The sequence below is a fragment of the uncultured Sphingomonas sp. genome (genome assembly GCF_964243315.1).
Taxonomy (GTDB): Bacteria; Pseudomonadota; Alphaproteobacteria; order Sphingomonadales; family Sphingomonadaceae; genus Sphingomonas.
Map to the genome: position 1 here is coordinate 17,675 of NZ_CAXTEM010000008.1, position 24,971 is coordinate 42,645.

28 protein-coding genes are annotated in these 24,971 nt (G+C 66.9%); 12 read left to right on the forward strand and 16 right to left on the reverse strand.

Annotated elements, in window-relative coordinates; translation table 11 throughout:
- Positions 1-41 precede the first annotated feature (41 nt).
- From ruvC to ACFE77_RS04310, 3 genes are all read right to left on the reverse strand, one after another.
- Positions 42-548: a crossover junction endodeoxyribonuclease RuvC gene (ruvC, locus tag ACFE77_RS04300; RefSeq protein WP_375420394.1), complete on the reverse strand. Its 507-nt coding sequence runs from the start codon at positions 546-548 to the stop codon at positions 42-44.
- Positions 549-788: 240 nt separating this feature from the next.
- Complete coding sequence (locus ACFE77_RS04305; RefSeq protein ID WP_375420395.1) at positions 789-1,532, reverse strand: YebC/PmpR family DNA-binding transcriptional regulator; 744 nt, start codon at positions 1,530-1,532, stop codon at positions 789-791.
- A 29-nt stretch (positions 1,533-1,561) separates the two neighbouring features.
- A complete protein-coding gene (locus tag ACFE77_RS04310) occupies positions 1,562-2,125 on the reverse strand; it encodes a DUF1003 domain-containing protein (protein ID WP_375420396.1) in 564 nt (187 codons plus the stop codon).
- A 117-nt stretch (positions 2,126-2,242) separates the two neighbouring features.
- Between ACFE77_RS04310 and ACFE77_RS04315 the strand changes: the two genes are divergently transcribed.
- Positions 2,243-3,694 carry an ATP-binding protein gene (locus ACFE77_RS04315; protein ID WP_375420397.1) on the forward strand — a complete coding sequence of 484 codons (1,452 nt, stop codon included), beginning with the start codon at positions 2,243-2,245 and terminating at the stop codon, positions 3,692-3,694.
- Here ACFE77_RS04315 and lldD read toward each other — a convergent pair.
- On the reverse strand, positions 3,691-4,836 hold the full coding sequence (lldD, locus tag ACFE77_RS04320) for an FMN-dependent L-lactate dehydrogenase LldD (protein WP_375420398.1): 1,146 nt from the start codon (positions 4,834-4,836) through the stop codon (positions 3,691-3,693). The two genes, ACFE77_RS04315 and lldD, sit on opposite strands and share 4 nt — an antisense overlap.
- A 141-nt stretch (positions 4,837-4,977) precedes the next feature.
- Here lldD and ACFE77_RS04325 point away from each other — a divergent pair, with 141 nt between their 5' ends.
- Complete coding sequence (locus tag ACFE77_RS04325; protein ID WP_375420399.1) at positions 4,978-5,841, forward strand: fumarylacetoacetate hydrolase family protein; 864 nt, start codon at positions 4,978-4,980, stop codon at positions 5,839-5,841.
- Positions 5,842-5,887: 46 nt separating this feature from the next.
- Here ACFE77_RS04325 and ACFE77_RS04330 read toward each other — a convergent pair whose 3' ends face one another.
- Positions 5,888-6,154, reverse strand: coding sequence for a DUF2312 domain-containing protein (locus ACFE77_RS04330; protein WP_375420400.1), 267 nt, complete (start codon positions 6,152-6,154; stop codon positions 5,888-5,890).
- 114 nt (positions 6,155-6,268) lie between these two features.
- Positions 6,269-6,565 carry a DUF1244 domain-containing protein gene (locus tag ACFE77_RS04335; protein WP_375420401.1) on the reverse strand — a complete coding sequence of 99 codons (297 nt, stop codon included), beginning with the start codon at positions 6,563-6,565 and terminating at the stop codon, positions 6,269-6,271.
- A gap of 75 nt (positions 6,566-6,640) precedes the next feature.
- On the opposite strand from ACFE77_RS04335, the gene pyk reads away from it, so the two are divergent.
- A complete protein-coding gene (pyk, locus tag ACFE77_RS04340; RefSeq protein WP_375420402.1) occupies positions 6,641-8,113 on the forward strand; it encodes a pyruvate kinase in 1,473 nt (490 codons plus the stop codon).
- Here pyk and ACFE77_RS04345 read toward each other — a convergent pair.
- From ACFE77_RS04345 to ykgO, 4 genes are read right to left on the reverse strand one after another with little or no spacing between them, the layout of a single operon-like run.
- Positions 8,086-8,484 (reverse strand): type II toxin-antitoxin system VapC family toxin, encoded by a 399-nt coding sequence (locus tag ACFE77_RS04345; RefSeq protein WP_375420403.1) that lies wholly within the window; start codon positions 8,482-8,484, stop codon positions 8,086-8,088. The genes pyk and ACFE77_RS04345 overlap by 28 nt on opposite strands.
- Positions 8,481-8,792: a type II toxin-antitoxin system Phd/YefM family antitoxin gene (locus ACFE77_RS04350; protein ID WP_375420404.1), complete on the reverse strand. Its 312-nt coding sequence runs from the start codon at positions 8,790-8,792 to the stop codon at positions 8,481-8,483. The genes ACFE77_RS04345 and ACFE77_RS04350 overlap by 4 nt, the downstream gene beginning before the upstream one ends.
- Positions 8,793-8,823: 31 nt before the next feature.
- Positions 8,824-9,432: an HAD family hydrolase gene (locus ACFE77_RS04355; RefSeq protein WP_375420463.1), complete on the reverse strand. Its 609-nt coding sequence runs from the start codon at positions 9,430-9,432 to the stop codon at positions 8,824-8,826.
- A gap of 8 nt (positions 9,433-9,440) precedes the next feature.
- Positions 9,441-9,566 (reverse strand): type B 50S ribosomal protein L36, encoded by a 126-nt coding sequence (gene ykgO, locus ACFE77_RS04360; protein WP_003046794.1) that lies wholly within the window; start codon positions 9,564-9,566, stop codon positions 9,441-9,443.
- Between the two features lie 130 nt (positions 9,567-9,696).
- Between ykgO and ACFE77_RS04365 the strand changes: the two genes are divergently transcribed.
- Genes ACFE77_RS04365 through gpmA form a run of 4 tightly spaced genes read left to right on the forward strand, consistent with a single transcriptional unit; the run spans position 9,697 to position 12,592 of the window.
- On the forward strand, positions 9,697-10,299 hold the full coding sequence (locus ACFE77_RS04365; RefSeq protein ID WP_375420405.1) for a DUF4136 domain-containing protein: 603 nt from the start codon (positions 9,697-9,699) through the stop codon (positions 10,297-10,299).
- Positions 10,296-11,447, forward strand: coding sequence for a M14-type cytosolic carboxypeptidase (locus ACFE77_RS04370; protein WP_375420406.1), 1,152 nt, complete (start codon positions 10,296-10,298; stop codon positions 11,445-11,447). The genes ACFE77_RS04365 and ACFE77_RS04370 overlap by 4 nt, the downstream gene beginning before the upstream one ends.
- Positions 11,444-11,905, forward strand: coding sequence for a GNAT family N-acetyltransferase (locus tag ACFE77_RS04375; protein WP_375420407.1), 462 nt, complete (start codon positions 11,444-11,446; stop codon positions 11,903-11,905). Before ACFE77_RS04370 ends, ACFE77_RS04375 begins: the two co-directional genes overlap by 4 nt.
- Positions 11,906-12,592, forward strand: a complete 687-nt coding sequence (gene gpmA, locus ACFE77_RS04380; RefSeq protein ID WP_375420408.1) for a 2,3-diphosphoglycerate-dependent phosphoglycerate mutase — start codon at positions 11,906-11,908, stop codon at positions 12,590-12,592.
- Positions 12,593-12,819: 227 nt separating this feature from the next.
- On the opposite strand, the gene ACFE77_RS04385 is transcribed toward gpmA, so the two are convergent.
- The 4 genes from ACFE77_RS04385 to ACFE77_RS04400 form a co-directional block, all read right to left on the reverse strand.
- On the reverse strand, positions 12,820-14,184 hold the full coding sequence (locus ACFE77_RS04385) for a dihydrolipoamide acetyltransferase family protein (protein ID WP_375420409.1): 1,365 nt from the start codon (positions 14,182-14,184) through the stop codon (positions 12,820-12,822).
- 2 nt (positions 14,185-14,186) lie between these two features.
- Positions 14,187-15,191: an alpha-ketoacid dehydrogenase subunit beta gene (locus ACFE77_RS04390; RefSeq protein WP_375420464.1), complete on the reverse strand. Its 1,005-nt coding sequence runs from the start codon at positions 15,189-15,191 to the stop codon at positions 14,187-14,189.
- Positions 15,192-15,226: 35 nt separating this feature from the next.
- Positions 15,227-16,516 (reverse strand): 3-methyl-2-oxobutanoate dehydrogenase (2-methylpropanoyl-transferring) subunit alpha, encoded by a 1,290-nt coding sequence (locus ACFE77_RS04395; RefSeq protein ID WP_375420410.1) that lies wholly within the window; start codon positions 16,514-16,516, stop codon positions 15,227-15,229.
- A gap of 228 nt (positions 16,517-16,744) precedes the next feature.
- On the reverse strand, positions 16,745-17,746 hold the full coding sequence (locus tag ACFE77_RS04400; RefSeq protein ID WP_375420411.1) for a fumarylacetoacetate hydrolase family protein: 1,002 nt from the start codon (positions 17,744-17,746) through the stop codon (positions 16,745-16,747).
- A 158-nt stretch (positions 17,747-17,904) separates the two neighbouring features.
- Here ACFE77_RS04400 and ACFE77_RS04405 point away from each other — a divergent pair, with 158 nt between their 5' ends.
- Entirely contained in the window at positions 17,905-19,059 is a 1,155-nt protein-coding gene (locus tag ACFE77_RS04405) for an acyl-CoA dehydrogenase family protein (protein WP_375420412.1), read from the forward strand.
- A 349-nt stretch (positions 19,060-19,408) separates the two neighbouring features.
- Positions 19,409-20,839, forward strand: a complete 1,431-nt coding sequence (locus ACFE77_RS04410) for a DEAD/DEAH box helicase (protein WP_375420413.1) — start codon at positions 19,409-19,411, stop codon at positions 20,837-20,839.
- Between the two features lie 37 nt (positions 20,840-20,876).
- Here the strand turns inward: ACFE77_RS04410 and ACFE77_RS04415 are convergent, their stop codons facing one another.
- Positions 20,877-21,542: a nitroreductase gene (locus ACFE77_RS04415; RefSeq protein WP_375420414.1), complete on the reverse strand. Its 666-nt coding sequence runs from the start codon at positions 21,540-21,542 to the stop codon at positions 20,877-20,879.
- A gap of 73 nt (positions 21,543-21,615) precedes the next feature.
- Between ACFE77_RS04415 and ACFE77_RS04420 the strand changes: the two genes are divergently transcribed.
- From ACFE77_RS04420 to ACFE77_RS04430, 3 genes are read left to right on the forward strand one after another with little or no spacing between them, the layout of a single operon-like run.
- The gene (locus ACFE77_RS04420; RefSeq protein ID WP_375420415.1) at positions 21,616-22,785 is read left to right on the forward strand and encodes an acetyl-CoA C-acetyltransferase; all 1,170 of its coding nucleotides are present in this window, start codon (positions 21,616-21,618) and stop codon (positions 22,783-22,785) included.
- Positions 22,786-22,799: 14 nt separating this feature from the next.
- The gene (locus tag ACFE77_RS04425) at positions 22,800-23,582 is read left to right on the forward strand and encodes an SDR family NAD(P)-dependent oxidoreductase (protein WP_375420416.1); all 783 of its coding nucleotides are present in this window, start codon (positions 22,800-22,802) and stop codon (positions 23,580-23,582) included.
- On the forward strand, positions 23,583-24,017 hold the full coding sequence (locus ACFE77_RS04430) for an acyl-CoA thioesterase (RefSeq protein WP_375420417.1): 435 nt from the start codon (positions 23,583-23,585) through the stop codon (positions 24,015-24,017).
- A 155-nt stretch (positions 24,018-24,172) separates the two neighbouring features.
- Here ACFE77_RS04430 and ACFE77_RS04435 read toward each other — a convergent pair whose 3' ends face one another.
- On the reverse strand, positions 24,173-24,952 hold the full coding sequence (locus ACFE77_RS04435; RefSeq protein WP_375420418.1) for a crotonase/enoyl-CoA hydratase family protein: 780 nt from the start codon (positions 24,950-24,952) through the stop codon (positions 24,173-24,175).
- Positions 24,953-24,971: the final 19 nt, after the last annotated feature.

A 24,971-nucleotide genomic window follows, 5' to 3' on the forward strand; every position in this document is an offset into this window, starting at 1 on the left:
CCACCCACTAATTGAACGCGCCGCCAGCAGGCGTACCATAATCAGGCACCTGCGGCGCGGCGGCGCTCCATCGCGCGCGCGCTCGCCAGATGGTGGGCGTGGGTGATCGCTACCGCAAGCGCATCAGCCGCGTCGGGGCCCGCCAGCTTGGCGCCGGGGAGCAGCACCGCCATCATCGCCTGGATCTGCCGCTTTTCCGCGCCGCCGGTGCCGACCACCGCCTTCTTCACCGTCGACGGGTGATATTCGCCGATGTGCAGACCCGCACCAGCGGCGGCGAGCAGCACGACGCCGCGCGCCTGGCCGAGCTTCAGCGTCGACTGCGCGTTGGTATTGCCGAGCACCTCCTCGACCGCGGCCCCGTCGGGGCGTTCGGCGAGGATGACGTCGATCAGCGCGGCGTGGAGGTTCGTCAGCCGGCGCGGAAGCGGCATCGACGGGTCGGTCTTGATCTGGCCGTTGGCGATATGGCTGAGCCGGTTGCCATCGGCATGGATCACGCCCCAACCGGTCGTGCCCAGCCCTGGGTCGAGACCGAGGATGATCATGAGAAGATGGTGTTCACGCGGAGGCGCGGAGGCGCGGAGAAGAGTTTTAGCGCGCTGAGGCGCAGAGGACGCAGAGAGGAAGAGCGGTCGTTCGCGTTAGCAAACAGGTCAATCCGGCCGGCTTGCGATGATCGAAGCCGCTGCGCGGAGAGAAACATGCTCTGCGTCCTCCGCGGCTCTGCGCGCACGTTCCTTCTATTCCGCGCCGCGGCGTCTGCGTGCGAAGCCAGCTTCGTTCCCTCAGCCAAGCTTTTCCATCACCTCGTCCGACACCTCGTAATTGCCCCAGACGGTCTGAACGTCGTCATCGTCGTCGAGCGTGTCGATCAGCTTGAACAAGGTCGCGGCATCGCCCTCCTCGACCGAGACCATGGTCTGCGGCCGCCAGGCTAGCTTCGCGCCCTCCGCTTCGCCGAGCACCGCCTCCAGCGCCTTGGCGACGCCGTGGAGGTCGCCCTGCGCGGTCCAGATCTCGTGGCCGTCCTCGCTCGACTGGACGTCCTCCGCCCCCGCATCCAGCGCCGCTTCGAACACCGCATCCGCGTTGCCGACGCTCGCCGGGTACGAGATCAGCCCCATCCGGTCGAAGGCGTGGCTGACCGATCCGCTCGCGCCGAGATTGCCGCCGTTCTTGGCGACCGCGGTACGCACATTGGTCGCGGTGCGGTTGCGGTTGTCGGTCAGCGCCTCGATGATCAGGCTCACGCCGCCGGGGCCGAATCCCTCGTACCGGATCTCCTCGTACAGCTCGGCATCGCCGCGGCTCGCCTTGTCGATCGACCGCTGAATATTGTCCTTGGGCAGCGATGCCGCCTTCGCCGCCGCCACGGCGGCACGCAGCCGCGGGTTCATGTCAGGATCGGGCAGGCCCATCTTCGCCGCCACGGTAATTTCGCGGCTCAGCTTGGAAAATAGCGAGCTGCGCTTCTTATCCTGCGCACCCTTGCGATGCATGATGTTCTTGAACTTGGAATGGCCTGCCATGACTGCCTCTACCCGATGATCGGCCGGCTTTAGGCGGCGGGCGCGCGGTTCGCCAGCCCGTCGATTCCGCGCGCGCCGAGCGCATCGATCTTCGCCTCCATCGCCGCGAGCCGTTCCAGCACCGTCACGTCGATCTTGTGGTGGAGCCGCAGGATGTCGAGCTCCGCGCGCAGATTGGTCTCGTAGTCGAGGCTCGCGGCGAGCCGATCCTTCGACGCCTGTCGGTTCTGGCTCATCATGATCACCGGCGCCTGTACCGCGGCCAACGTCGACAGCATCAGGTTGAGGAAGATGTAGGGATAGGGATCGAACGCCGCGCCGAACCGCGCGAGCACGTCGGTGTTGAGCAGCATCCAGCCGAACAGCACCACCGTAAAGGCGATGATGAAGCCCCACGATCCGCCGATCGCCGCGACCTTGTCCGCCAGTCGGTCACCGAGGCTGGATCGCGCGTCCGATTCGTCGGCGGCATCGCGGCTGACGATCGAGCCGGTGTCGATGCTGTCGAGCACGCGCCGCTCTTCGTCGTCGAGCGCGTGGGCTGGCTTGTGCAGCAGGTTCTGCGCGAGGTCGGCGAGCGGGAGCTTGGCCATCGATTGCATCCTCGGGGAGTGGGCGGTCGGACGGTGCCCTAGGCCCAGGTCCCGGCGCCGGCAACCGAGCGCAAAGCGCTTGCCCCCAGCCCCCCGGATCGGCCAAACGCGCCGACGATGACCGTCAGCGTAGACATGGGCAGCGACGAGCGCGGCGCGCCCGTGACCATGGATCTCGAAGAACTGCTCGCCACTCGCTTGCTCGTCCAGGGCAATTCGGGTTCGGGCAAGTCGCATCTGTTGCGCCGCCTGCTCGAACGCTGCGCCGGTCAGGTTCAGCAGGTAGTGATCGATCCCGAGGGCGACTTCGTCACGCTCGGCCCACGCTACGGCCATGTCGTGATCGAGGCGGGCGACTATTCGCAGCCCGAGATCGCGCGGATCGCCGGGCGGTTGCGCGAACACCGCGCGTCGGTGGTACTGAGCCTCGAGGGCTTGGAGGCGGAGGGGCAGATGCGCTGCGCCGCCGCCTTCCTGTCGGCGCTGTTCGATGCCCCGCGCGACCATTGGTATCCGGCGCTCGTCGTGGTCGACGAGGCGCAGCTTTTCGCGCCCACTACCGGCGGTGAGGTCGCCGAGGAGGTACGCCGCGCGTCGTTGTCGGCGATGACCAACCTGATGTGCCGCGGGCGCAAGCGCGGGCTAGCCGGGGTGATCGCGACGCAGCGGCTGGCGAAGCTCGCGAAGAACGTCGCCGCCGAAGCCTCCAACTTCCTGATGGGGCGCACCTTCCTCGACATCGACATGGCGCGCGCCGCCGACCTGCTCGGCATGGAACGGCGCCAGGCGGAGGCGATCCGCGACCTGCCGCGCGGCAGCTTCCTCGCGCTCGGCCCCGCGGTCTCGCGTCGGCCGGTGACGGTCAAGATCGGCGCGGTCGAGACCTCGGCACGCAACGGCAGCCCCAAGCTGGTGCCGCTGCCGAGCGCCGCACCAGCCGATCTGCAGGAACTGGTCTTCGCGCCCGTGCCGCTCGCGCCGACCTTCGCGTTCACCGATCCGGTGCCCCGCCGCGTGCCCGCGGACGACCTGATCGCCGAGCTCGCAAAGCCGGCGACGGAGGTCGAGCCGCCGCCGGAAACGTCACCGGAAGAGATCGAGGCGATCTACACGTCGGTGATGCGCGCGATCGTCGAGGATCCCGAGGCGGCGATGCGCCCTGCGGCGGTGCTGTTCCAGGATTTCCAGGTGCGGTGCCGGATGGCCGGGCTCGCCCGACCGGCGCTCGATCTGCCTGCGTTCGCCAAGCGGCTGAGCTGCGCACGCGCCGGAATTTTCGACGTCGCCGACGAGGAATGGCGCGATGCGCTGACCCTTGCCGGCGCGCTTCCCGACGACATGCTCGGCGCCTTCCTGCTCGTCGCGCGGGCGGCGCGCGAGGGCGAGCCGTGCCCATCCGACGCCGCGATCGCCGCCACCTACGGTACCAGCTCGCTCGGCCGCGTCCGCCGGCTGATCACCTATATCGAAGCGCGCGACCTGTTCGTGTGCCGCACCGACCTGTCCGGCAAGCGATCGATCACCATCCCCCGACTTGGCTGGACCACCGCGTCGAGCGAGGCGGCTTAAGACCCGACCAACACGGACCGGTCGATCGCCGCAATGTTGGTACGCGCCGTCAGCGCCATCGCCACCCGCATCTCGGCCTCGATCAACCGCAGCATGTGTGCGACCCCCGCCTGTCCGCCGCCTGCCAGCGCGAACGCCCAGGCGCGGCCGAGCAGCACGGTTTTTGCGCCGAGTGCCAGCATCCGCACCACGTCGAGCCCCGATCGCACCCCGCCGTCGACCATCACCGTCAGCAGGTCGCCGACCGCGTCCGCGATCGGCGGCAGCGCCGCGGCGGTGGACGGCACGCCGTCGAGCTGGCGCCCGCCATGATTGGAGACGATGATGCCGTCGACCCCGCGCGCCACGGCTTCACGCGCGTCGTCGACGTCGAGGATGCCCTTCACGATCACCGGCCCGCTCCATTCCGCGCGGATGAAGTCGAGATCGTGCCAGCCGACCGCCGCGTCGAAATTGCCGCGCATCCAGGCGAAGAAATCCTCCAGCCCGCTGTCCTTGCCCAGCACCGGCGCGACATTGCCGAGATGATGCGGGCGGCCATGGATGCCGACATCCCAGGCCCAGCGCGGGCGCTGCATCGCCTGGAACGCCCGGCGTACCGCGCCCGTGAACCCCGGCGCGCCCGCCAGCCCCGACCGGTAATCGCGGTAGCGCGATCCCGGCACCGGCATGTCGACGGTGAAGACGAGCGCGTCGCAACCCGCGTCGCGGGCCTGGTGCAGCAGGTCGCGCATGAAACCGCGGTCGCGGATCATGTAGAGCTGGAACCAGAACGGCTTGGTGACGCCCTGCGCCACCTCCGCGATCGAACAGGCCGATACGGTGGAAAGGCAGAAGGGAATGCCCGCCGCCTCCGCCGCGCGCGCCGCCTGCACTTCGCCGCGCCGTGCGCCCAAACCGGCCAGCCCGATCGGCGCGAGTGCGACGGGCAGCGCCAGGCGCCGCCCGAACAGCTCCGTCGACAGGTCGATCGTGGAGACGTCGGACAGCACCCGCTGGCGTAGCGCCACCGCCTCCAGATCGGCGATGTTCCGGCGCAGCGTCACCTCGGCATAGGAGCCACCGTCGTAATAATCGAAGAGGAAACGCGGCAACCGCCGCCGCGCGAGCTCACGGTAATCGAGGGTCGATGCCGCTTTCACCGCGTAGTGCCGGATTGGGTGATCGTACCGTGCCTAACAAGCATTCGTGTTCACCCGCCCCGCAGCTCGTAGCCGATCGCTGAAATCGTGTTTACAGGTGAAACGGACCAGCTCCACCCTATTCGCATCGAGGACCCCCGCATGAAACTCTGTCGCTACGGCCCGCGCGGTCAGGAGAAACCCGGCGTCGTCGATGACAACGGCCGCATCCGCGATCTATCGGCGCACCTCGCGGATCTCACGCCCGCGGCTGTCACGCCTGCGGCGATCGCGCGGTTGCAGGCGATCGACCTGGCATCGCTGCCGCTCGTCGAAGGCAGCCCCCGCTACGGCATCCCCGTCGCCGGCATCGGCAAGTTTATCGCCGTCGGCCTCAATTATGCCGATCACGCCGCCGAATCAAATCTACCGGTGCCGCCCGAACCGATCTTCTTCACCAAGGCGATCTCCTGTCTGACCGGCCCGAACGACGAGGTGATGATTCCCCGCGACTCGCAGAAGACCGATTGGGAGGTCGAACTCGGGATCGTGATCGGCACCACCTGCCGCTATGTCGAGCAAGCCGACGCACTCGATCATGTCGCGGGCTATGTTCTGGTCAACGACGTGTCCGAACGCGCCTTCCAGAAGGAACTCGGCAGCCAGTGGGACAAGGGCAAGGGGTGCGACACGTTCGGCCCGTGCGGACCGTGGCTGGTCACCCCCGACGAGGTCGGCGACGTCCAGGCGCTGGACATGTTCCTCGACGTCAACGGCACGCGGATGCAGACCGGCAACACCCGGACGATGATCTTCCCGGTTGCTGAATGCATCGCCTATGTCAGCCGCTTCATCACGCTGCATCCCGGTGACCTGCTGATCACCGGCACCCCGCCGGGCGTTGGCGAGGGCAAGAAGCCGCACCCGATCTTCCTGAAGCCGGGTGACGAGATGCGCCTCGGCGTGACCGGCCTGGGCGAACAACGCCAGCGCGTAATGGCGTTCGATCTGGCGGAAATGGGCTGAACCTAGATCCTCCCTCGCTTCAGCGGGGGAGGAACAAGGCGCACGCTCAGATCATCCCCAAGGCCTGCATGTATACCTCGAGGATCGCCTCCTCCTCCTGATACTCTTCCTTCTTCTTCTTGCGGATCGACAGGATCTTGCGGATCGCCTTCGGATCGTAACCGCGACCCTTGGCCTCGGCCATCACGTCCTTGATGTCGTCGGCGATGCCCTTCTTTTCTTCTTCGAGCCGCTCGGCGCGCTCGATCAGCAGCCGCAGTTCGTCCGCCGCGACGTGTCCGCCGCCCATGCCTTCTTGTCGTTCTTCAGCCATGCCAATCCCCCGCCCGCGGCCATGCGCCCGCGGTCCTTCTGTCTGTCGAATGGAATACCGGACGGTCGACCCGCCCCGGTAGGCGGCTGCGTCTAGGCGGTTAGCCGGGACGGCTCAAGCCGCGTTCTTCGTCATGCTCTCGTCCATCCGTGCGATCTGCTCGGGCGTCGCCTCGGCCTGGTAGCGCGCCTTCCATTCCGCCTGGGGCATGCCGTAGATCGTCTCGCGCGCCTGTGCCTTGTCGAGCCCGCCCGCCTCTTCGATCCAGTCCGACAGGCAGTTGCGGCAGAAGCCCGACAATCCCATCAGGTCGATGTTCTGCGCATCGGTGCGATGGCGCAGGTGCAGCACCAGCCGGCGGAACGCCTTGGCCGCGATGGCATCGTCGAGCTGGTCGAGTTTATCGGTCATGTCGTCCTCGAAGGTTGATCGGGATGAGATAGGAGCTAGAGGTGCTCGCGGCAAAGCCCCAGGAGCCGCAATCACATGACGACAGCTATCGCGCCCCGCTCGCGGAAAGTGCGCGTGCTCGCAACCCTTGGGCCGGCGAGCAATACCCCCGAAATGATCGCCACCCTGTTCCAGGCGGGTGCGGACGCGTTTCGCGTCAACATGAGCCATGGCGACCAGGCATCGAAGGTCGCGGTGATCAAGGCGATCCGCAGCCTCGAAAAGCAGTTCGGCCGGCCGACGACGATCCTCGCGGATCTGCAAGGGCCGAAGCTACGGGTCGGCAAGTTCGCCGGTGGCCGCACCGAACTTGTCACCGGCAGCAGCTTCGTTCTCGATCGCGACAACACGCCTGGCGATTCCAGTCGCGTCGAACTTCCGCATCGCGAGATCTTCGCTGCGATCGAGCCCGGCGCGCGATTGCTGCTCGACGATGGCAAGCTGGTCCTGCGCGTCACCGATCACGGCCCCGATCGGATCGAGACCCGAGTCGAGGTCGGCGGGCCGCTGTCCGACAATAAGGGGCTCAACGTTCCCGACGTCGTCGTGCCGATGGCCGCCCTGACCGAGAAGGATCGCAGCGATCTCGCCTTCGCGATCGAACAGGGCGTCGACTGGATCGCGCTGTCGTTCGTGCAGCGCCCGGAAGACCTCGCGGAAGCTCGCAAGCTGATCGGCGGCAAGGCCGCTTTGCTCGCCAAGATCGAGAAGCCCGCCGCGATCGAACGTCTCGAGGAACTGGTCGAGATGTGCGACGGCGTCATGGTCGCGCGTGGCGATCTCGGCGTCGAACTGCCGCCTGAATCGGTGCCGCCGCTGCAGAAGCGCATCGTCGAGACCTCGCGCCGGCTCGGCCGTCCGGTGGTGGTGGCGACGCAGATGCTCGAATCGATGATCAAGTCGCCGTCGCCGACGCGCGCTGAAGTCTCCGACGTCGCTACCGCGATTTATGACGGCGCCGACGCGATCATGCTGTCGGCCGAAAGCGCCGCCGGCGACTGGCCGGTCGAATCGGTGACGATGATGAACGCGATCGGCGATGCCGTGGAGCGCGACCCGATGCACGGCGACCGCATCCACTTCACCGTCACCCGCCCCGATCCGACCACCGCCGACGCATTGTCCGAAGCCGCCAAGCAGATCGCGCGGACGGTATCGGCGGTCGCGATCATCTGCTTCACCACCTCGGGATCGACCGCGCGCCGCATCGCGCGCGAGCGGCCATCTGTGCCGATCCTGGTGCTGACCCCCAAGCTCGAGACCGCGCGTCGCCTCGGCCTGCTCTGGGGGACACATGCGGTGCATACGCGCGACGTAGAGTCGTTCGAAGAAATGGTCGCCAAGGCAAAGCGTACCGCGCTACGCCAGGGCATCGCCAAGGCCGGCGACCGCGTCGTCGTCATGGCCGGCGTCCCGTTCCGTACCCCCGGCTCGACCAACGTCATCCACGTCGTCGGCATCGTCGGCGACGAGCTGAAGAACTACACCGGCGACGCCGCTAACGCGTGACCCGACAGACGATCGTCACGCGTCAGCAGCTTCGCACCGAGCTGCTGCGCGTGGACGAGCAGCATTTCGTCGAACGGATCGGTATGCGTGATTGGGGGGACGAGGGGAGCGGCGTAGTCGTCGACATGCGGCGCGAGGATCGGAAGCTCGTTGAGCCGCGCGAAAGTGATCGCATCACCCGCCAGGAGCGCCGGCTCCGTTTTGCCCCGTCGCGCCTGTGCCGCTTCCTTCACCCTCAGTTCCCAAATGGAGATCGTCGACAGGAGTATTGTCGTGTCGGCAGCCTTCAGCAGGCGTTGCTCCGCCCTACTTAACACTTGATCGTCGGTCGCAAGCCAGATCAGGAAATGCGTGTCGAGAAGGATCCTCATTTCGAGGCGTCGGGCTCGTCATCGTAATATTCGGGCCCAAAAATCTCGCGTGTCCACGCCGGATCGTCGAACTTTTTGCGCCAAGCCTCGTCCAAAGGGTAGTCCGGCTTGCTGAGGCCCATCTGTTCGCGCACACGCTGCATGCGCGCGAAATCGAGACCGCCCTTCTTGACGGTGGGTGGCCCGATCTCGGCGACGGCCTTGCCGTTCTTGGTGATGGTGACGCGCTCGCCACGTTCCGCTGCGGCAAGCGCGGTGGCGAATTGAGCACGAGCTTCGCGAACGGACAATTCCATGACGACCTCCAATCGTGTACGCCGTGTACACGAAAATCTGCCGTCAGCCAAGCAGCCCCAGGTCGACCAGATGCCGCCGCAGCGTCGGTTCGTCGGTGAAGTGCAGCGCGATCAATCCGACCGCAGCAGCCCCCGCGATGTTGGCCTCATTATCGTCGATGAAGACGGTGTGTTCGGCGCTCAGCCCGAACCGCTCGAGCGCCAATCGGTACATCGCCGCATCGGGCTTCACCAGCTTCTCGTCCCCCGACACGACGATGTCGCGAAATCGGTCGAACATCGCCGATTCGCGCGTGCGGAACGGCGGCCAGAACTCGCCCGAGAAGTTGGTGATCGCATATAGCGGCACGGCGGCGGCGTGCAGGTCGTCGACCAGCCCCGGCATCCCCGCGATCGGCGCACCGATGCTCTCCAGGAAGCGTGGCCCCCAGGCAGAAATTAGCGCCTCGTGGTGTGGGTGTTGTCGGATCAGTTCGGCGGAGGTTTCCGCGAACGGCCGGCCGGCGTCGTGCTGGAAGTGCCAGTCATGCGTCACGACATCGCGCAGGAACGCGTCGAGCGCCCGATCATCGTCGATCAGGCGCTCGTAGAGGAACCGTGGGCTCCAGTCGTACAGGACCAGGCCGACATCGAAGATGACGGCCGTGGGCAGTGCGTCGCTCAGCCCTGGCGCGCCTTAAAGCGGCGGTTGGTCTTGTTGATCACATAGGTACGGCCGCGGCGCCGGATGACACGGTTGTCGCGGTGCCGATCCTTCAGCGACTTCAGGGAATTGCGGATCTTCATGATCACGTTCGCTTTGCTAATCTGGGTGTCAGTGGAAAGCGCGATCGCGTAGAGATGCGTCCCCGGATAGTCAAGCAACGCGGGGGCGCGCCGGACGTTATACCGGCACAACAAGACGGAAAGTCGCGCCATGATCACCCGCAATCTCCTCGCCCTCGGGCTCGCTGCTGCCACTGTCGCGGGCTGCACCACCGCCGGTCCGCTGCCGCCGACCAACGTGGTGCGCTATCATCTTGGCGCCCCGATCGCGCGCGGCACCGTCTCGGTCGAGCCGGCGACCGCTCCCGGCGTCCCCGCGAGTCTCGAGTTCAAGACCTATGCCGCCGCGGTGGAGGGTGAGTTGCTGAGGGCGGGCTACACGCTGCCAACCGCCGGGGCGACCCCCCAGTTCGTCGCCACCGTCGGTTTCACCCGGCGCGAGGCCGAAGGCCCGCCACGGCGTTCCGCGTTCAGCATCGGCCTGGGCGGCGGATCGTTCAGCGGTGGACGTAACGGCGGCGTCGGTCTCGGCGGCGGCGTCGGCATCCCGATCGGCGGCGGCCGCGGCAGCACCGTGCTGCTTGCCGAGCTTGCGGTGACGATCAAGCGCCGGGTCGATCAGTCGCCGATCTGGGAAGGTCGCGCGCAGGGTGTCAGCGACATCAAGAGCGCGGACCAGCAGGCCGGCAAGCTCGCCGCCGCGCTGTTCACGGGGTTCCCCGGCGAGTCGGGGCGCACTATCGAGGTCAAATGACCGAGACCGACGCCAATCACGCCCCTGCCCCCGCCTCAACCGCCATCAGCATCAACGCCGCCTTCGACGGCGGCAATATCCGGCTGGTGGCGATCGACGGAGACCGGATCGACCTGGAGATCGTCAAGGATCACCTGTCCGAATTCTACCAATGGTTCTCGTTCAGGGTGGCCGGTGCGCGGGGACGCCGGTTGACCTTCCGGATCGTCAATGCCGGCGGCTCCGCCTATCCGTTCGGATGGCCCGGCTACAAGACGCGGGCCAGCACCGATCTGGTCGACTGGCGGATGATCGACACGCGTTATGCCGACGGCGTGCTCGAGTTTGATTACAGCAGCGATACCGACCTTGCCTGGTTCGCCTATTTCGCGCCCTACACGATGGCGATGCACGACGCGCTCATCGCACGAATCGCGCTGCGCCCCGGGGTCACGCACCGCCAGCTCGGCACCTCGCTCGATGGGCAGCCGATCGACTATCTGCGGGTCGGGAGCGGGGCGAAGCCGGTGTGGCTCTATGCGCGCCAGCATCCCGGCGAATCGATGTGCGAATGGTGGATGGAGGGCGCGCTCGACTGGCTGACCAGCCCCGCCGCCGCCGCCCTGCTCGCCAAGGCGACGGTGCATGTGGTGCCGAACATGAACCCCGATGGCACCCGCCGCGGCCACCTTCGTACCAATGCGGCAGGGGTGAACCTCAACCGTGAATGGAACGCACCGACGCTGGAGCGAAGCCCGGAAGTGTTGTGCGTGCGCGACGCGATGGACGAGACCGGCGTCGTCTACGCGATGGACGTGCACGGGGACGAGGCGATCCCCGCCAACTTCATCGCCGGGTTCGAAGGCATTCCGAGCTGGACCGCCGAACGCGGCGAGAAGTTCTACGAATTCGGCCGCCGGCTTGCGGCGCATACCCCCGATTTCCAGATCGAGAAGGGTTATGAGAAGTCGGCACCCGGCCGCGCCAATTTGTCGATGTCGACCAACCTGGTCGCCGAACGCTACGGCGCGGTGTCGATGACGCTGGAGATGCCGTTCAAGGATCACGACACCAACCCGGATGCCGAATTCGGCTGGTCGCCCGAACGATCGAAGCGCCTTGGCGTCGCCTGCCTGGAGACCCTCGCCGGCATGATCGACGAGCTGTGATCGAGGTTCGCCGCGATGATCCGGCTTCGCCCGCGCTCGCCGCACTGCTGGCAATCCATGTCGCGGATGCGCGGGCGCATACCCCCGCCGAGAACGCCCATGTGCTGGATGCGGGCGGACTGGCGGCGTCGGTAACGCTGTGGAGCGCCTGGGACGGAGACGAATTGGCGGGCTTCGGCGCGCTGAAGCAGATTGCGCCCGACCACGGCGAGGTGAAGTCGATGCGTACCGCGGCCACGCACCTGCGTCGCGGCGTCGCCGCCGCCCTCCTCGCGCGGATCGTCGCGGAGGCACGCGCCCGCGGCTACACGCGGCTCAGCCTGGAAACCGGCACCGCGCCGGCGTTCGCTGCCGCCAATCGCCTCTACGAAGCCGCCGGTTTCGTGGACGGCCCGGTGTTCGGCGGCTATCCGGCGAGCCCGCACAACCGGTTCATGACCCTCGACCTCGGAGCATAGATGCCAAAGCTCGTCCTCATCCGCCACGGCCAGTCCGCCTGGAACCTCGAGAACCGCTTCACCGGCTGGTGGGATGTGGAGGTCACCGACCAGGGTGTCGCCGAGGCCAAGGCCGCAGGCGCGCTGATGGCGGCCAGGGGTCTCGACTTCGACAACACCTTCACCTCGCTCCAAACCCGCGCAATCAAGACGCTGAACCTGGCGCTCGAGGAGATGAACCGACTGTGGCTGCCGGTCGAGAAGGACTGGCGGCTCAACGAGCGTCATTATGGCGGGCTGACCGGGCTCAACAAAGCCGAGACCGCCGCCAAGCATGGCGACGAGCAGGTCCATATCTGGCGCCGCAGCTTCGACGTCCCACCGCCGCCAATCGAGGCGGGCAGCGCCTATGATCTATCGGGCGACCGCCGCTATGCCGGGATCACCGTCCCCGCGACCGAGAGCCTGAAGGACACGATCGCGCGCGTGCTGCCTTATTGGGAGGAGCGGATCGCGCCGGCATTGCGGGAGGGCCAGCGGGTCCTGATCTCGGCACACGGCAACTCGCTCCGTGCGTTGGTGAAGCATCTGTCGAACATCCCCGACGACGAGATCACCGGGCTGGAGATCCCGACCGGGCAGCCGATCGTCTACGATTTGGACGACGCGCTGAATGCGACGGATCGGTATTATCTGAGCGAGCGGTAGGATTGCTGAGCACGCGGGGTCGTCGCGTCCTCCATCCGCCGCCGTTCGTCCTGAGTAGGGATCGAGTAGCCCGCAGGGCGTATCGAGAGCCCGTATCGAAGGACAGGTTGGCGCGCGTGGCGGTGCTTCGATACGAGCCCTCGATACGCTCCCTTGCGGGAGCTACTCGGTCTCTACTCAGCACGAACGGGTGGGAAGCACGTCCTTTCCTCTAAACATGCCCCGCCTCAATCCGCGAACAGCAGCACCGGCGTTTCCAGATACCGCTTCAGCGCCTGGACGTAGCTTGCCGCGTCCCAGCCGTCGACGACGCGGTGGTCACAGCTGATCGACAGGTTCATGCACTTGGCGCGGACGATGTCGTCGCCGCGGAACACCGGCTTTTCGACGATCTTGTTCGGCCCGATGATCGCGACTTCGGGCCGGTTGATCACCGGCGTGGTCGCGATGCCGCCGAGGGGACCGAGCGAGGTGACGGTGATCGTACCCCCGCCCATCTCGTTCGGCGCGAGCTTGTTGGCACGCGCCGCCTCCGCCAGCCGCCCGATCTCGGTGGCGAGCTGCCAGACGTTCCTGTCCTGCGCGTCGCGGATCACCGGGACCGTCAGGCCAGCGTCGGTCTGCGTCGCCATGCCGAGATGCACCCGGCCGCTACGCGTCACCACGCCCGCCTCGTCGTCGTAACGCGCGTTGAGCATCGGGAAATCGGGCAGGCTGCGGCAGATCGCGACGATCATCAACGGCAGCATGGTCAGCTTCGGCCGCCCGCCGCGATTGGCGTTGAGATCGGCGCGCATCGCCTCCAGCGCGGTCACGTCGATCTCGTCGACATAGGTGAAATGCGGGATCGCGCGCTTCGATGCGGCCATGTTCTCCGCGATGCGCCGGCGCATGCCGATGACGCGAACCTGCTCGTCGTCGCGTGCGCGGCTGGCGCCGGGCGCCTGATAGCCCTGACCCGTTCCGTAGCGCAGGAACGCGTCGAGATCGGCGTGACGAATGCGATCGGTGTCGGACTTCACCCGCGCGAGATCGACGCCGAGCGCGCGTGCGCGATCGCGGACGGCGGGCGATGCGAGGGTCTTATGGTCCTCCCCAGCATGGGGAGGGGGACCGCCAGCCGTAGGCTGGGGGTGGTGGGGGGTCGCCGCGGGCGCAACGGCTTGTGGGGATTCTACAGAGCGAGTCGCTTGCGGCTCTCCTCCTCCACCACCGGCTTCGCCGGCGGTCCCCCTCCCCGTGCCGGGGAGGACTTCCTCTACGCCTGGATTCTCCGCCTCGTATTGCTCGGCCGTCTCGACCTGCGCGGGCGTTGCCGGGGCGGCGACAACCACATCGTCGTCGACCACCGCGTCGGTTTCGATCACCACCAATGCGGCGCCGATCGCGACCTGGTCGCCGACCTCGCCCGCCAATTCGACGACCACGCCCGACACCGGCGACTCCATCTCGACGGTGGCCTTGTCGGTCATCATGTCGGCGACCTGCTGGTCTTCCTCGACCCGATCGCCGACCGCGACGTGCCACGCGACGATCTCTGCCTCCGAGATGCCTTCGCCGATGTCCGGCAATTTGAAGGTGAAGCGTGCCATCGTCAGTCCTTCATGATCTTCTTGAGCGCCTCGCCGATCCGCACCGGGCCGGGGAAATAGGCCCATTCGAGGCTGTGCGGATACGGCGTGTCGAATCCGGTCACGCGCTCGATCGGCGCTTCGAGGTGGTAGAAGCAGCGTTCCTGCACCAGCGCCGACAGTTCCGCGCCGAAGCCGCTGGTCCGCGTCGCTTCGTGGACGATCATGCAGCGGCCGGTCTTCTTCACCGACGCTTCGATCGTCTCGATGTCGAGCGGCACCAGCGTGCGCAGGTCGATGATCTCGGCATCGATGCCCGCCTCTGCGATCACCGCGGCGCACACATGCACCATCGTGCCATAGGCGAGGATCGTCAGCGCCTCGCCCTCGCGCACCACCCGCGCCTTGCCGAGTTCGACGCGGAAATAGCCGGTCGGCACCGCGCCGTCGGGGTGTTTGGACCAGTTCTCCGCGGGGCGATCCCAATAGCCGTTGAACGGGCCGTTATAGATGCGCTTGGGTTCGAAGAAGAGCACCGGATCATTGTCCTCGATCGCGGCAATCAGCAGCCCCTTCGCATCGTACGGCGTCGACGGGATCACCGTCTTCACCCCCGAGACATGGGTGAAGATGCCCTCGGGCGACTGGCTGTGGGTCTGGCCGCCGAAGATGCCGCCACCGAACGGCGAGCGGATCGTAATCGGCGAGGTGAATTCGCCCGCGGACCGGTAGCGCAGCCGCGCCGCCTCCGAGACCAGCTGATCGAGCGCGGGATAGATGTAATCGGCGAACTGGATCTCGGGCACCGGGCGCAGACCGTACGCGCCCATTCCAACCGCGACGCCCATGATGCCGATCTCGCTGATCGGAGTGTCGAACACCCGGGTCTTGCCGTGCTTGGCCTGCAAGCCTGCGGTGGCGCGGAACACGCCGCCGAAATACCCGACATCCTCACCCATCACGATCACGGTCGGATCGCGATCGAGCATGACGTCCATCGCCGAATTGATCGCCTGGATCATGTTCATCCGGACGGTGCCGGTCGCGGCCTTGCTGTCGTCGCTCATGACTTGCGGTCCCAGGGACGGCCCGAGGCGGTTTCCTCGTCGAGCATCTGCTGGCGCTGCTCCTTCAAGTGCCAGGGCATCTCCTCGAACACGCCATCGAACAGCGTGTCGAGCGGCTGGTGCAGGCCGTGGCCGAGGATGCCATTCTTCTCGGCCTCCTTCTGCGCGGTTTTCACCTGTTCGGCGACTTCCTTGTCCTGCGCAGCGTGACGGTCCTCGTCCCATTCGCCGATCGCGATCAGGTGATCCTTCAGCCGCTTAACCGGATCGCCGAGCGGCCACGCATTGGGCTCGCCCGCGGACCGATACTGCCCCGGATCGTCGGAGGTGGAGTGACCCTCGGCGCGGTAGGTGAAATGCTCGATCAGCGTCGGTCCCTGGTTGGTTCGCGCACGCTCCGCCGCCCACTGGGTCGCGGCATAGACCGCGAGTGCGTCGTTGCCGTCGATCCGGAGCCCAGCGATGCCGTAACCGACCGCGCGCGCCGCGAACGTCGTCGCCTCCGCGCCCGCGAATCCCGAGAAGCTGGAGATCGCCCATTGGTTGTTGACGACGTTCATGATGACGGGCGCGCGGTAGACGCTCGCGAAGGTGCAGGCCGAGTGGAAGTCGCCTTCCGCGGTCGATCCCTCGCCGCACCACACCGCCGCGATCCGCGTGTCGCCTTGCGCCGCCGACGCCATCGCCCAGCCGACCGCCTGGGGATACTGCGTCGCGAGGTTGCCGGAGATCGAGAAGAATCCGGCTTCCTTCACCGAATACATGATCGGCAGCTGCTTGCCCTGCAGCCGGTCGCCCTTGTTCGAATAGATCTGGTTCATCATGTCGACGAGGCTCCAGCCCCGCGCGATCAACAGCCCCTGCTGGCGGTAGCTGGGGAAGCACATGTCGTCATAATCGAGCGCCAGCGCCGCCGCGACCGACACCGCCTCCTCGCCAAGCGACTTCATGTAGAAGCTGGTCTTGCCCTGGCGCTGAGCGCGGAACATGCGCTCGTCGAATGCGCGGAGCAGCGCCATGCTGCGCAACATCTTGCGCAGCATATCGGGCGACAGCCGGGGATTCCACGGGCCGACCGCCTGGTTCTCGTCGTCGAGCACCCGCACCAGCGTGTAGGCGAGTTCGGTGAAACTGCTCGCCGCGTCGGCGGTATCGGGGCGGCGTTGCGCGCCCGCGGGAGGCACCTCGACCGCCGCGAAATCGACCTCGTCGCCGGGTCGGAACTTCGGCTCGGGCACGTGCAGCGACAAGGGCCGCAAATTGGCGCGCGGGGTATCGCCAGCCACTCTCTTCTCCACTCGGCGTCGGCGCCTAGGTGGCCAAACGCTCGCCAGCGCCTCTCGGACCTTTGTAATTAAATTTCAAGCGAGATCGATCAGTTCCTCTATCCCCGCCAAGGAAGGTGGCAGCGCCGAGCGCTGACCGGGGGGGCAACTCGGGCACCCTCGCACGCGGCACTCCCCCTCCACTACTCGCTAAGCGAGCGGTCCCCCTCCCCGTGCCGGGGAGGAATGTCACTCCACCGTCTGTTCGATCACGCCGAAGATCGGATGGTGGCGGTCGTCCTCCGCCCAGATACGCACGACATCGCCCTTCTTCAGGAACGGCGTCTTCGCCTCGCCGCCTTGAATCGTCTCGACCGTGCGCACTTCGGCGAGGCAGCTATACCCCACCCCGCCCGCGGCGATCGGCTTGCCCGGTCCACCGTCCGCGTCGCGGTTCGACACCGTGCCCGATCCGACGATCGTGCCCGCGCCGAGCTTCCGCGTCTTCGCTGCGTGCGCGATCAGCGTGCCGAAATCGAAGGTCATGTCCTCACCCGCATCGGCGCGGCCGAGTGGTTCGCCGTTGAGATCGACCATGAGCTTGCGGTGAAGCTTGCCGCCCTGCCACCAGTCGCCGAGTTCGTCGGGGGTGACGAACACCGGCGAGAAGGCGCTGGCGGGCTTGGACTGGAAGAAGCCGAAGCCCTTGCCGATCTCCGCGGGGATCAGGTTGCGCAGGCTGACATCGTTGGTGAGCCCAACCAGCCGCACCGCCGCCAGCGCCTCGTCGCGGCCAGCGCCCTGCGGCACGTCGCCGGTTACCACGACCACCTCGGCCTCGAGATCGCAGCCCCAGCTCTCGTCGGCGAGCGGGATCGGATCGCGCGGGCCGAGGAAGCCGTCCGATCCGCCCTGGTACATCAGCGGATCGTGCCAGAAGCTGTCGGGCATCTCCGCCGCGCGCGCCTGCCGGACCAACGCGACATGATTCACATAGGCCGAGCCGTCCGCCCATTGATAGGCGCGCGGCAGCGGCGACGCCGCGTCGTGTTCGTGGAACCGACGCATCGGGATCATCTCATGCGCGAGATCGGTTGCGAGGTTGGCGAGATCGGGCGCGACCCGGTCCCAGTCGTCGAGCGCGGCTTGCAGGGTGGGGGCGATGTGCCCGGCATCGGCGTACCAGGCGAGATCCGCTGACACGACGACGAGCTTGCCATCGCGACCGTGCTTGAGGCTGGCGAGTTTCATGCGGTCTCCTAGCGTTGTTTGCATCCCTTCTATCGGGGCCCGGCGCCCACGGGTAGGGGGCCGCACCGGTTTCCCAACGCACCATAACTTTTGTTACCTAGCTATTGACCGGCGTCCTCGTCGTCAGCACGCTGCGGGCAAAGGATGAGAGGAAAGCCATGTCGCTCGACACCCTGCCCGGTCGCTTCGCGTACACCGAGGATCACGAGGCGTTTCGCCAGACGGTGCGCAGCTTCCTCCGAAAGGAGGGTGTGCCGAACGTCGACAAATGGGAGGCCGATCGGCTCGTGCCGAAGGAGTTCTGGCGCAAGGCGGGCGAGATCGGGATGCTCTGCCCGACCGTGCCGGAGGCTTATGGCGGGCTTGGGCTCGACTTCGGCTACAACGCGATCGTCGACGAGGAGATGAGCTATCAGGGCGTGCCCGCGGGCTTCTCGCTCCAGTCGGACATCGTCGCGGGCTATATGGAGCATTACGGCTCCGAGGAGCAGAAGCACGAATGGCTGCCCCGGATGGTGTCGGGCGACGTGATCACCGCGATCGCGATGACGGAACCCGGCACCGGCAGCGACCTCCAGGCGATCCGCACCACCGCGCGCAAGGACGGCAACCATTATGTCGTCAACGGCAGCAAGACCTATATCACCAACGGCCAGAATACCGACCTGACCCTGGTCGTCTGCAAGACCGATCCCGACGCCAAGCCCGCCTGGCGCGGCATGTCGATCATCCTCGTCGAAAGCGACCGCGAGGGTTTTCGCAAGGGCCGCAAGCTCGACAAGATTGGGCAGGACGCCGCCGATACCAGCGAGCTGTTCTTCGACGACGTCCGCGTGCCGATCACCAATTGCCTGGGCGAGGAAGGCAAGGGCTTCATCTACCTGATGAGCCAGCTGCCGCAGGAACGGCTGACGATCGCGGTCGGGACGCAGGCATCGGCGCAGCGCGCGTTCGACGACACCGTCGCGTTCACCAAGGACCGCAAGGCGTTCGCGGGCATGGTGTTCGATTTCCAGAACACCCGCTTCGTGCTCGCCGACCTGAAGACCAAGCTGCAGGTCGGATGGGCCCATCTCGACTGGGCGATCGCGCGGCATCTGAAGGGCGAACTGACCAACGAGGAAGGCGCCGCGGCCAAGCTTTGGCACACCGAGCTGCAATGGGAGGTGATGGACAAGTGCCTCCAGCTCCACGGCGGCGCGGGTTACATGAACGAATATCCGATCGCGAGAATGTGGCGCGCCGCGCGCGTAAGCCGGATCTATGGCGGCACCAGCGAGATCATGAAGGAGCTGATCGGGCGGTCACTCTAATCCCTCCCTCACGAGGCGAGACGAACCTCGCCAAGTTTCCCGTCATCCCGGACTTGATCCGGGATCCCGCTGATGATCGAGCGTCACCCCGGATCAAGTCCGGGGTGACGGAATAGAGTTGACTGCGGTCTTTGCCGAACTGCGCGCATCTTGACATTTCGCAACTTTGCGCACATCTGCCGCGCATCGAGGCGTCATGCAGCGTGATCGGGCCAAGGGGATACATCCTGGTCCAGGCTCCGCCTCGGTCGTTTTCAACGGGCTTCCCTTTTCACGCGGGGTGTCAATCTCCCCCGCCACTCGCGCGTCCTCGACGCGCGAGCCCGGCACATCTGAAAGTCGACATTTCATGTCATTCGCACATCTCGGCCTCGCCGATCCGCTCGTCCGCGCGCTCCAGGCGAAGGGTTATACCGACCCGACGCCGATCCAGGCGCAGTCGATCCCCATCCTCCTCGAAGGCGGCGACCTGCTCGGCATCGCGCAGACCGGCACCGGCAAGACCGCGGCATTCGTGCTGCCGTCGATCCAGCGCCTGGTGGAAAACCAGAAGCGCGTCCTGCCGACGCATTGCCGCATGCTCGTGCTCGCGCCGACCCGCGAACTCGCCAGCCAGATCGCCGACAGTGCGCGCGGTTACGGCCAGTTCTCCAAAATGTCGGTGACGACCGTGTTCGGCGGCACCAGCATCAACAAGAACCGCCAGGACATGAGCCGCGGCGTCGACATCCTCGTCGCCACGCCGGGCCGCTTGATCGACCTGGTCGAGCAGGGCTTCGTCAACCTGTCGATGATCGAGATCCTCGTCCTGGACGAAGCCGACCAGATGATGGACCTCGGCTTCATCCACGCGCTGCGCAAGATCGTCCGCATGCTGCCGAAAAAGCGCCAGACGCTGTTCTTCTCGGCGACCATGCCTAACGCGATCCGCGAGCTCGCAGGCCAGTTCCTGCACGAGCCGAAGACTGTGTCGGTCAAGCCCGCGGCGACCACCGCCGAGCGGGTCGACCAGTATGTCACCTTCTGCAACCAGTCGGAAAAGCAGGCGCTGCTGACGATCACGCTGGCCGATCCCTCGATCGACCGCGCGCTGGTCTTCACCCGCACCAAGCACGGCGCCGACCGCGTTGTGAAGCTGCTCGCGGGCAACGGCATCGCGTCGAACGCGATCCACGGCAACAAGAGCCAGGGCCAGCGCGAGCGCGCGCTCGGTGAGTTCAAGGCGGGCAAGGTGAAGGTGCTGATCGCGACCGACATCGCGGCACGCGGTATCGACGTGTCGGGCGTCAGCCACGTCATCAACTTCGAACTGCCGAACATCGCCGAGCAATATGTCCACCGCATCGGCCGCACCGCGCGCGCCGGCGCCAGCGGCATCGCGGTCGCGTTCTGCGCCGACGACGAGAAGACCTACCTGCGCGACATTGAGCGCCTGACCCGCCAGAAGGTCACGGTCCGCCCGCTGCCCGAGGATTTCCTCGCCCAGGCGAACAAGATCAAGCAGACCCGCACCAACGCGATCGGCGCCGATCCCGAGGTTCGCGTCGAGCGCCAGCGCCAACTGCCGCGCCCGCGCGCCACGCATGCAGCGAGCCCGACCGGGCGCAGCTATGCCGGCGCGAGCCGCGGCGGCGGTCAGGGCGGCGGTGGTGGCGGTCAGGGCCGTGGCGGCCAGGGCGGCGGCCAGGGTCGCAGCGGCGGCGGCGGTCAGGGCCGCAGCGGTGGCGGCCAGGGTCGCGGCGGTCCCGGCCGCGGCACGGGCACCTCGGCCCCGCGCTGATCTCCTATTCCTCCCTCGCTTCCGCGGGGGAGGAACTCTATCCTCGTTCCGTAAGCCATTCCTCTACCGGCGCGCGCTCGCTTCTGAGCCGGTTCGCCGCCGCCTCCGGGTCCTCGTACCCGATCGCCACGCCACAGAAGAGCATCCGCTCCGCTGGCGTCTCCAGGAACCGCTCGACCGTTTCCGGGTATACCGCCCAGCATTCCTGCGGGCACGTCGCCAGCCCCGCGTCCACCGCCAGCAGCATCAAGTTCTGCAGGTACATGCCGAGGTCCGACCATTGCGGCGGACCCATCCGGCGGTCGACGGTGCAGAAATACGCAGCCGGCGCGCCGAAGAACATGAAGTTGCGCGCGAACCACGCCCGCCGCGCCGCCTTGTCCTCGCGCGGGATGCCCAGATGCGCGTACATCGCCTCGCCGATCGCAAAAGTCCGCCCCTTGTATCGGTCCGCCATCTCGCGCGGGTAGATGTCGTAACCCGGCGTCTCGGTCTCGCCGCGCTCCAGCTTGCCAGCCATGATCGCTTTCAACTCGGCGATCGATGCGCCGTGAACGATGTCGACATGCCAGGGCTGGATATTGCCCCCGGTCGCGGCACGCGACGCCTTTACCGCCAGATCGCGCAGCAACGCCCGCTCGACGGGGCGCTCCAGGAAACCGCGAACCGATCGCCGTGCTTCGATCGCTTGCCACAACTCCATGCCTGCTCCTCTTGCCGCCGCACCGGTTTTGCGCGACAACGACGAGGATAACATCTGTTATGGAGAGAGGGAAATGGCCGAGGCCTACATCGTCGAGGCGGTCCGGACCGCTGGTGGTCGCCGTGGCGGCCGTCTCGCCAGCTGGCACCCTGCGGACATGGCGGCGGAGACGCTCGACGCGGTGATCGGACGGTCAGGGATTGATCCAGCGGCGGTAGAGGACGTGATCATGGGTTGCGTCAGCCAAGGCGGCGAACAGGGCTTCCAGGTTGGTCGCGGCGCGGTGCTCGCGTCGAAGCTGCCGCAGAGCGTGCCCGCGGTGACGATCGACCGCCAATGCGGCTCCTCGCAGCAGGCGATCCAGTTCGCCGCGCAGGCGGTCATGTCTGGTACGCAAGACGTGGTGTTGGCGGCGGGTGTCGAATCGATGACGCGCGTGCCGATGGGATCGACCGGCATGCTGTTCGCGCAGGCAGGGCTCGGCAAGGCCAAGTCGCCGCGGCAGGAGGAGAAATACCCCGGCATCCAGTTCAGCCAGTTCATGGGCGCGGAAATGATCGCGCAGAAATACGGCTTCACGCGCGACGATGCCGATGCCTTTGCGCTCGAAAGCCATCGCCGCGCCGCCGCCGCGACAGAGCGCGGCGATTTCGCCGACGAGATCGTCGCCCTAATGATCGAAACGCCCGAGGGCGAGGTCCGCCACGATCGCGACGAGGGTATCCGCTACGACGCGACGATGGAGTCGATCGGCTCCGTGAAGTTGCTGAAGGAGGGCGGGATCGTCTCCGCCGCCAACGCCAGCCAGATCTGCGACGGCGCCAGCGCGGTGCTGGTGGTCAGCGAACGCGCGCTGAAGGACCATGGGTTGAAACCGCTCGCGCGCATCCACAACCTCACCGTCACCGCGGGCGACCCGATCGTGATGCTCGAAGAGCCGCTGTTCGCGACCGATCGCGCGTTGAAGCGCGCGGGCATGTCGATCGACGACATCGACCTGTACGAGGTCAACGAGGCGTTCGCCCCGGTGCCGATGGCGTGGCTGAAGCATGTCGGCGGCGATCATGCCAAGCTGAACGTCAATGGTGGCGCGATCGCGCTTGGGCATCCCCTGGGCGCGAGCGGCACCAAACTGATGGCGACCCTGGTCCACGCGCTGCACAAGCGCGGCGGCCGCTATGGCCTCCAGACCATGTGCGAGGGCGGCGGCATCGCCAACGTCACGATCATCGAGCGGCTGTAAGGAATTCCGAGACCATGAACATCGACTCCAACACCGCCGCGATCGTCACCGGCGGGGCTTCCGGGCTCGGCGAAGCCACCGCGCGCGCGCTCGCCGCCAAGGGCGCCAAGGTCGCGATCTTCGACCTGCAGAAGGACAAGGGCGAGGCGGTCGCCGCGGATATCGGCGGCGTCTTCTGCGAGGTGAACGTCACCAGCGACGAGAGCGTCGACGCGGGGCTGGTCAAGGCGCGCGCGGCGCATGGCCAGGAAAGCGTGCTGGTCTGCTGCGCGGGCACCGGCAATGCGATGAAGACCGCGAGCCGATCCAAGGAAGACGGCAGCATCAAGCATTTCAGCCTCGAAGCGTTCAACTGGCTCATCCAGATCAACCTCGTCGGCACCTTCCGCTGCGTCGCCAAGTCGGCGGCGGGGATGCTGACGCTCGATCCCGGCAGCGACGGCGATCGCGGTGCGATCGTGATGACCGCGAGCGTCGCCGCGGAGGACGGCCAGATCGGCCAGGCCGCCTATTCGGCATCGAAGGGCGGCGTCGTCGGCATGACCCTGCCGATCGCGCGCGACCTGATGAGCGAGGGCATTCGCGTCAACACCATCCTGCCGGGGATCTTCGACACGCCGCTGATGCAGGGCGCGCCGCAGCCGGTACGCGACGCGCTCGCCGCCAGCGTCCCCTTCCCCAAGCGGCTCGGCCGGCCCGCGGAATATGCGGCGCTCGCGCTGACGATGATTGAGAACAGCTATTTTAACGGCGAGGACGTCCGCCTCGACGGCGCGATCCGCATGGCACCGCGCTGAATGGCCCGACCCGATCCCTGGCGGCTCGATCCCGCCAGCTATCCGCATCACGCCGCGGTGCAGACCCGGTTCCAGGATCTCGACGTGCTCGGCCACATCAACAACGTGGCCTGGGCCGCGCTGTTCGAGACCGGCCGGGTCAAGTTCAACCACGCTATCGGGCTGGCGGGGCGTCGCGGGCATCGCTGGCTGGTCGCCAACGTCGAGATCAACTATCTGGCTGAGGGGCATTTTCCGGACGATGTCGAGGTCGCGACCGGGATCGGCGAGGTCGGCACGCGATCCTGGCGGATCCTGTCGGCGGCGTTCCAGAAGGGCCGGCCGCTCGCCACGTGCGACGTCACGATCGTGATGAGTGGCGAGACGGGCGCGAAGGCGCTGCCGGATGATTTCCGGGCGGACCTGGGCGAGTGGATGGTGAAGCCGGGGGGCTAGGCGGCGCCCCTATCCCAAACACCACTTCGGCGAAGGCCGGGGCCCAGTTACGCAACACCGATAACGGAGTGCTTCCCTCCCTTACCTCCACCTTCGCGACTGGGCCCCGGCCTCCGCCGGGGTGGTTAGAGCGTGGGGTGAGGCGCGCGCGCTCCTCAATCCACAAACACCGGCTCTCGCTTGCCCATGTGCGCCGCCACCGCCTCCATCATGTTGGGCTTGCCGATCACCTTCACCTGCTCGTCGGTCTCCGCCTCCAGCATCGTCCGCGGATCGGCATCGTGCGCCATGTTGCACAGTCGCTTGGCACCACGGATCGCGTGCGGGTTGCGCGCCGCGATCGTGTGCGCCAGAGTCATCGCCTCGGCGTGCGGATCCTCGACGATGCGGGTGACGAAGCCGTGCGCCAGCGCCTCCGCCGCGTCGAACTCGCGCGCGGTGTAGACCAGCTCGCGCAGCACGTCGTCGCGCACCAGCCCGCGCCAGATCGGGAAGCCGGCCATGTCGGGGACCAGCCCCCAATAGCTCTCGCGGATAGCGAACCGCGCAGTCGGCGCGGCAATGCGGATATCGGCACCCGACATGATCTGGAAGCCGCCGCCGAACGCGACGCCGTGGACCGCCGCGATCACCGGCATCGGCAGGGTGCGCCAGCCCCAGGTGACGTGCTGCGGCAGGATCGAGCCCTGGTCGTTGCGGTCGCGCGAGGTGCCCGATCCGCCCGCCTGCATGCTCGCCATGTCGAGCCCCGCGCAGAACGCCCGCCCCTCGCCCGACAGCACGACGCAGCGAACGTCGGTCCGCGTGGCGAGCGCGTCGATCGCCGCGCCGATCCCCTCGAACATCGCCGGATCCAGCGCATTCATCTTGTCGGCGCGGGACAGCCGGACATCGGCGACACCGCCCTCGACGGTGGTGGAAACGCGGTCGTTCATGGCTCTCTCCTGGTTGCCG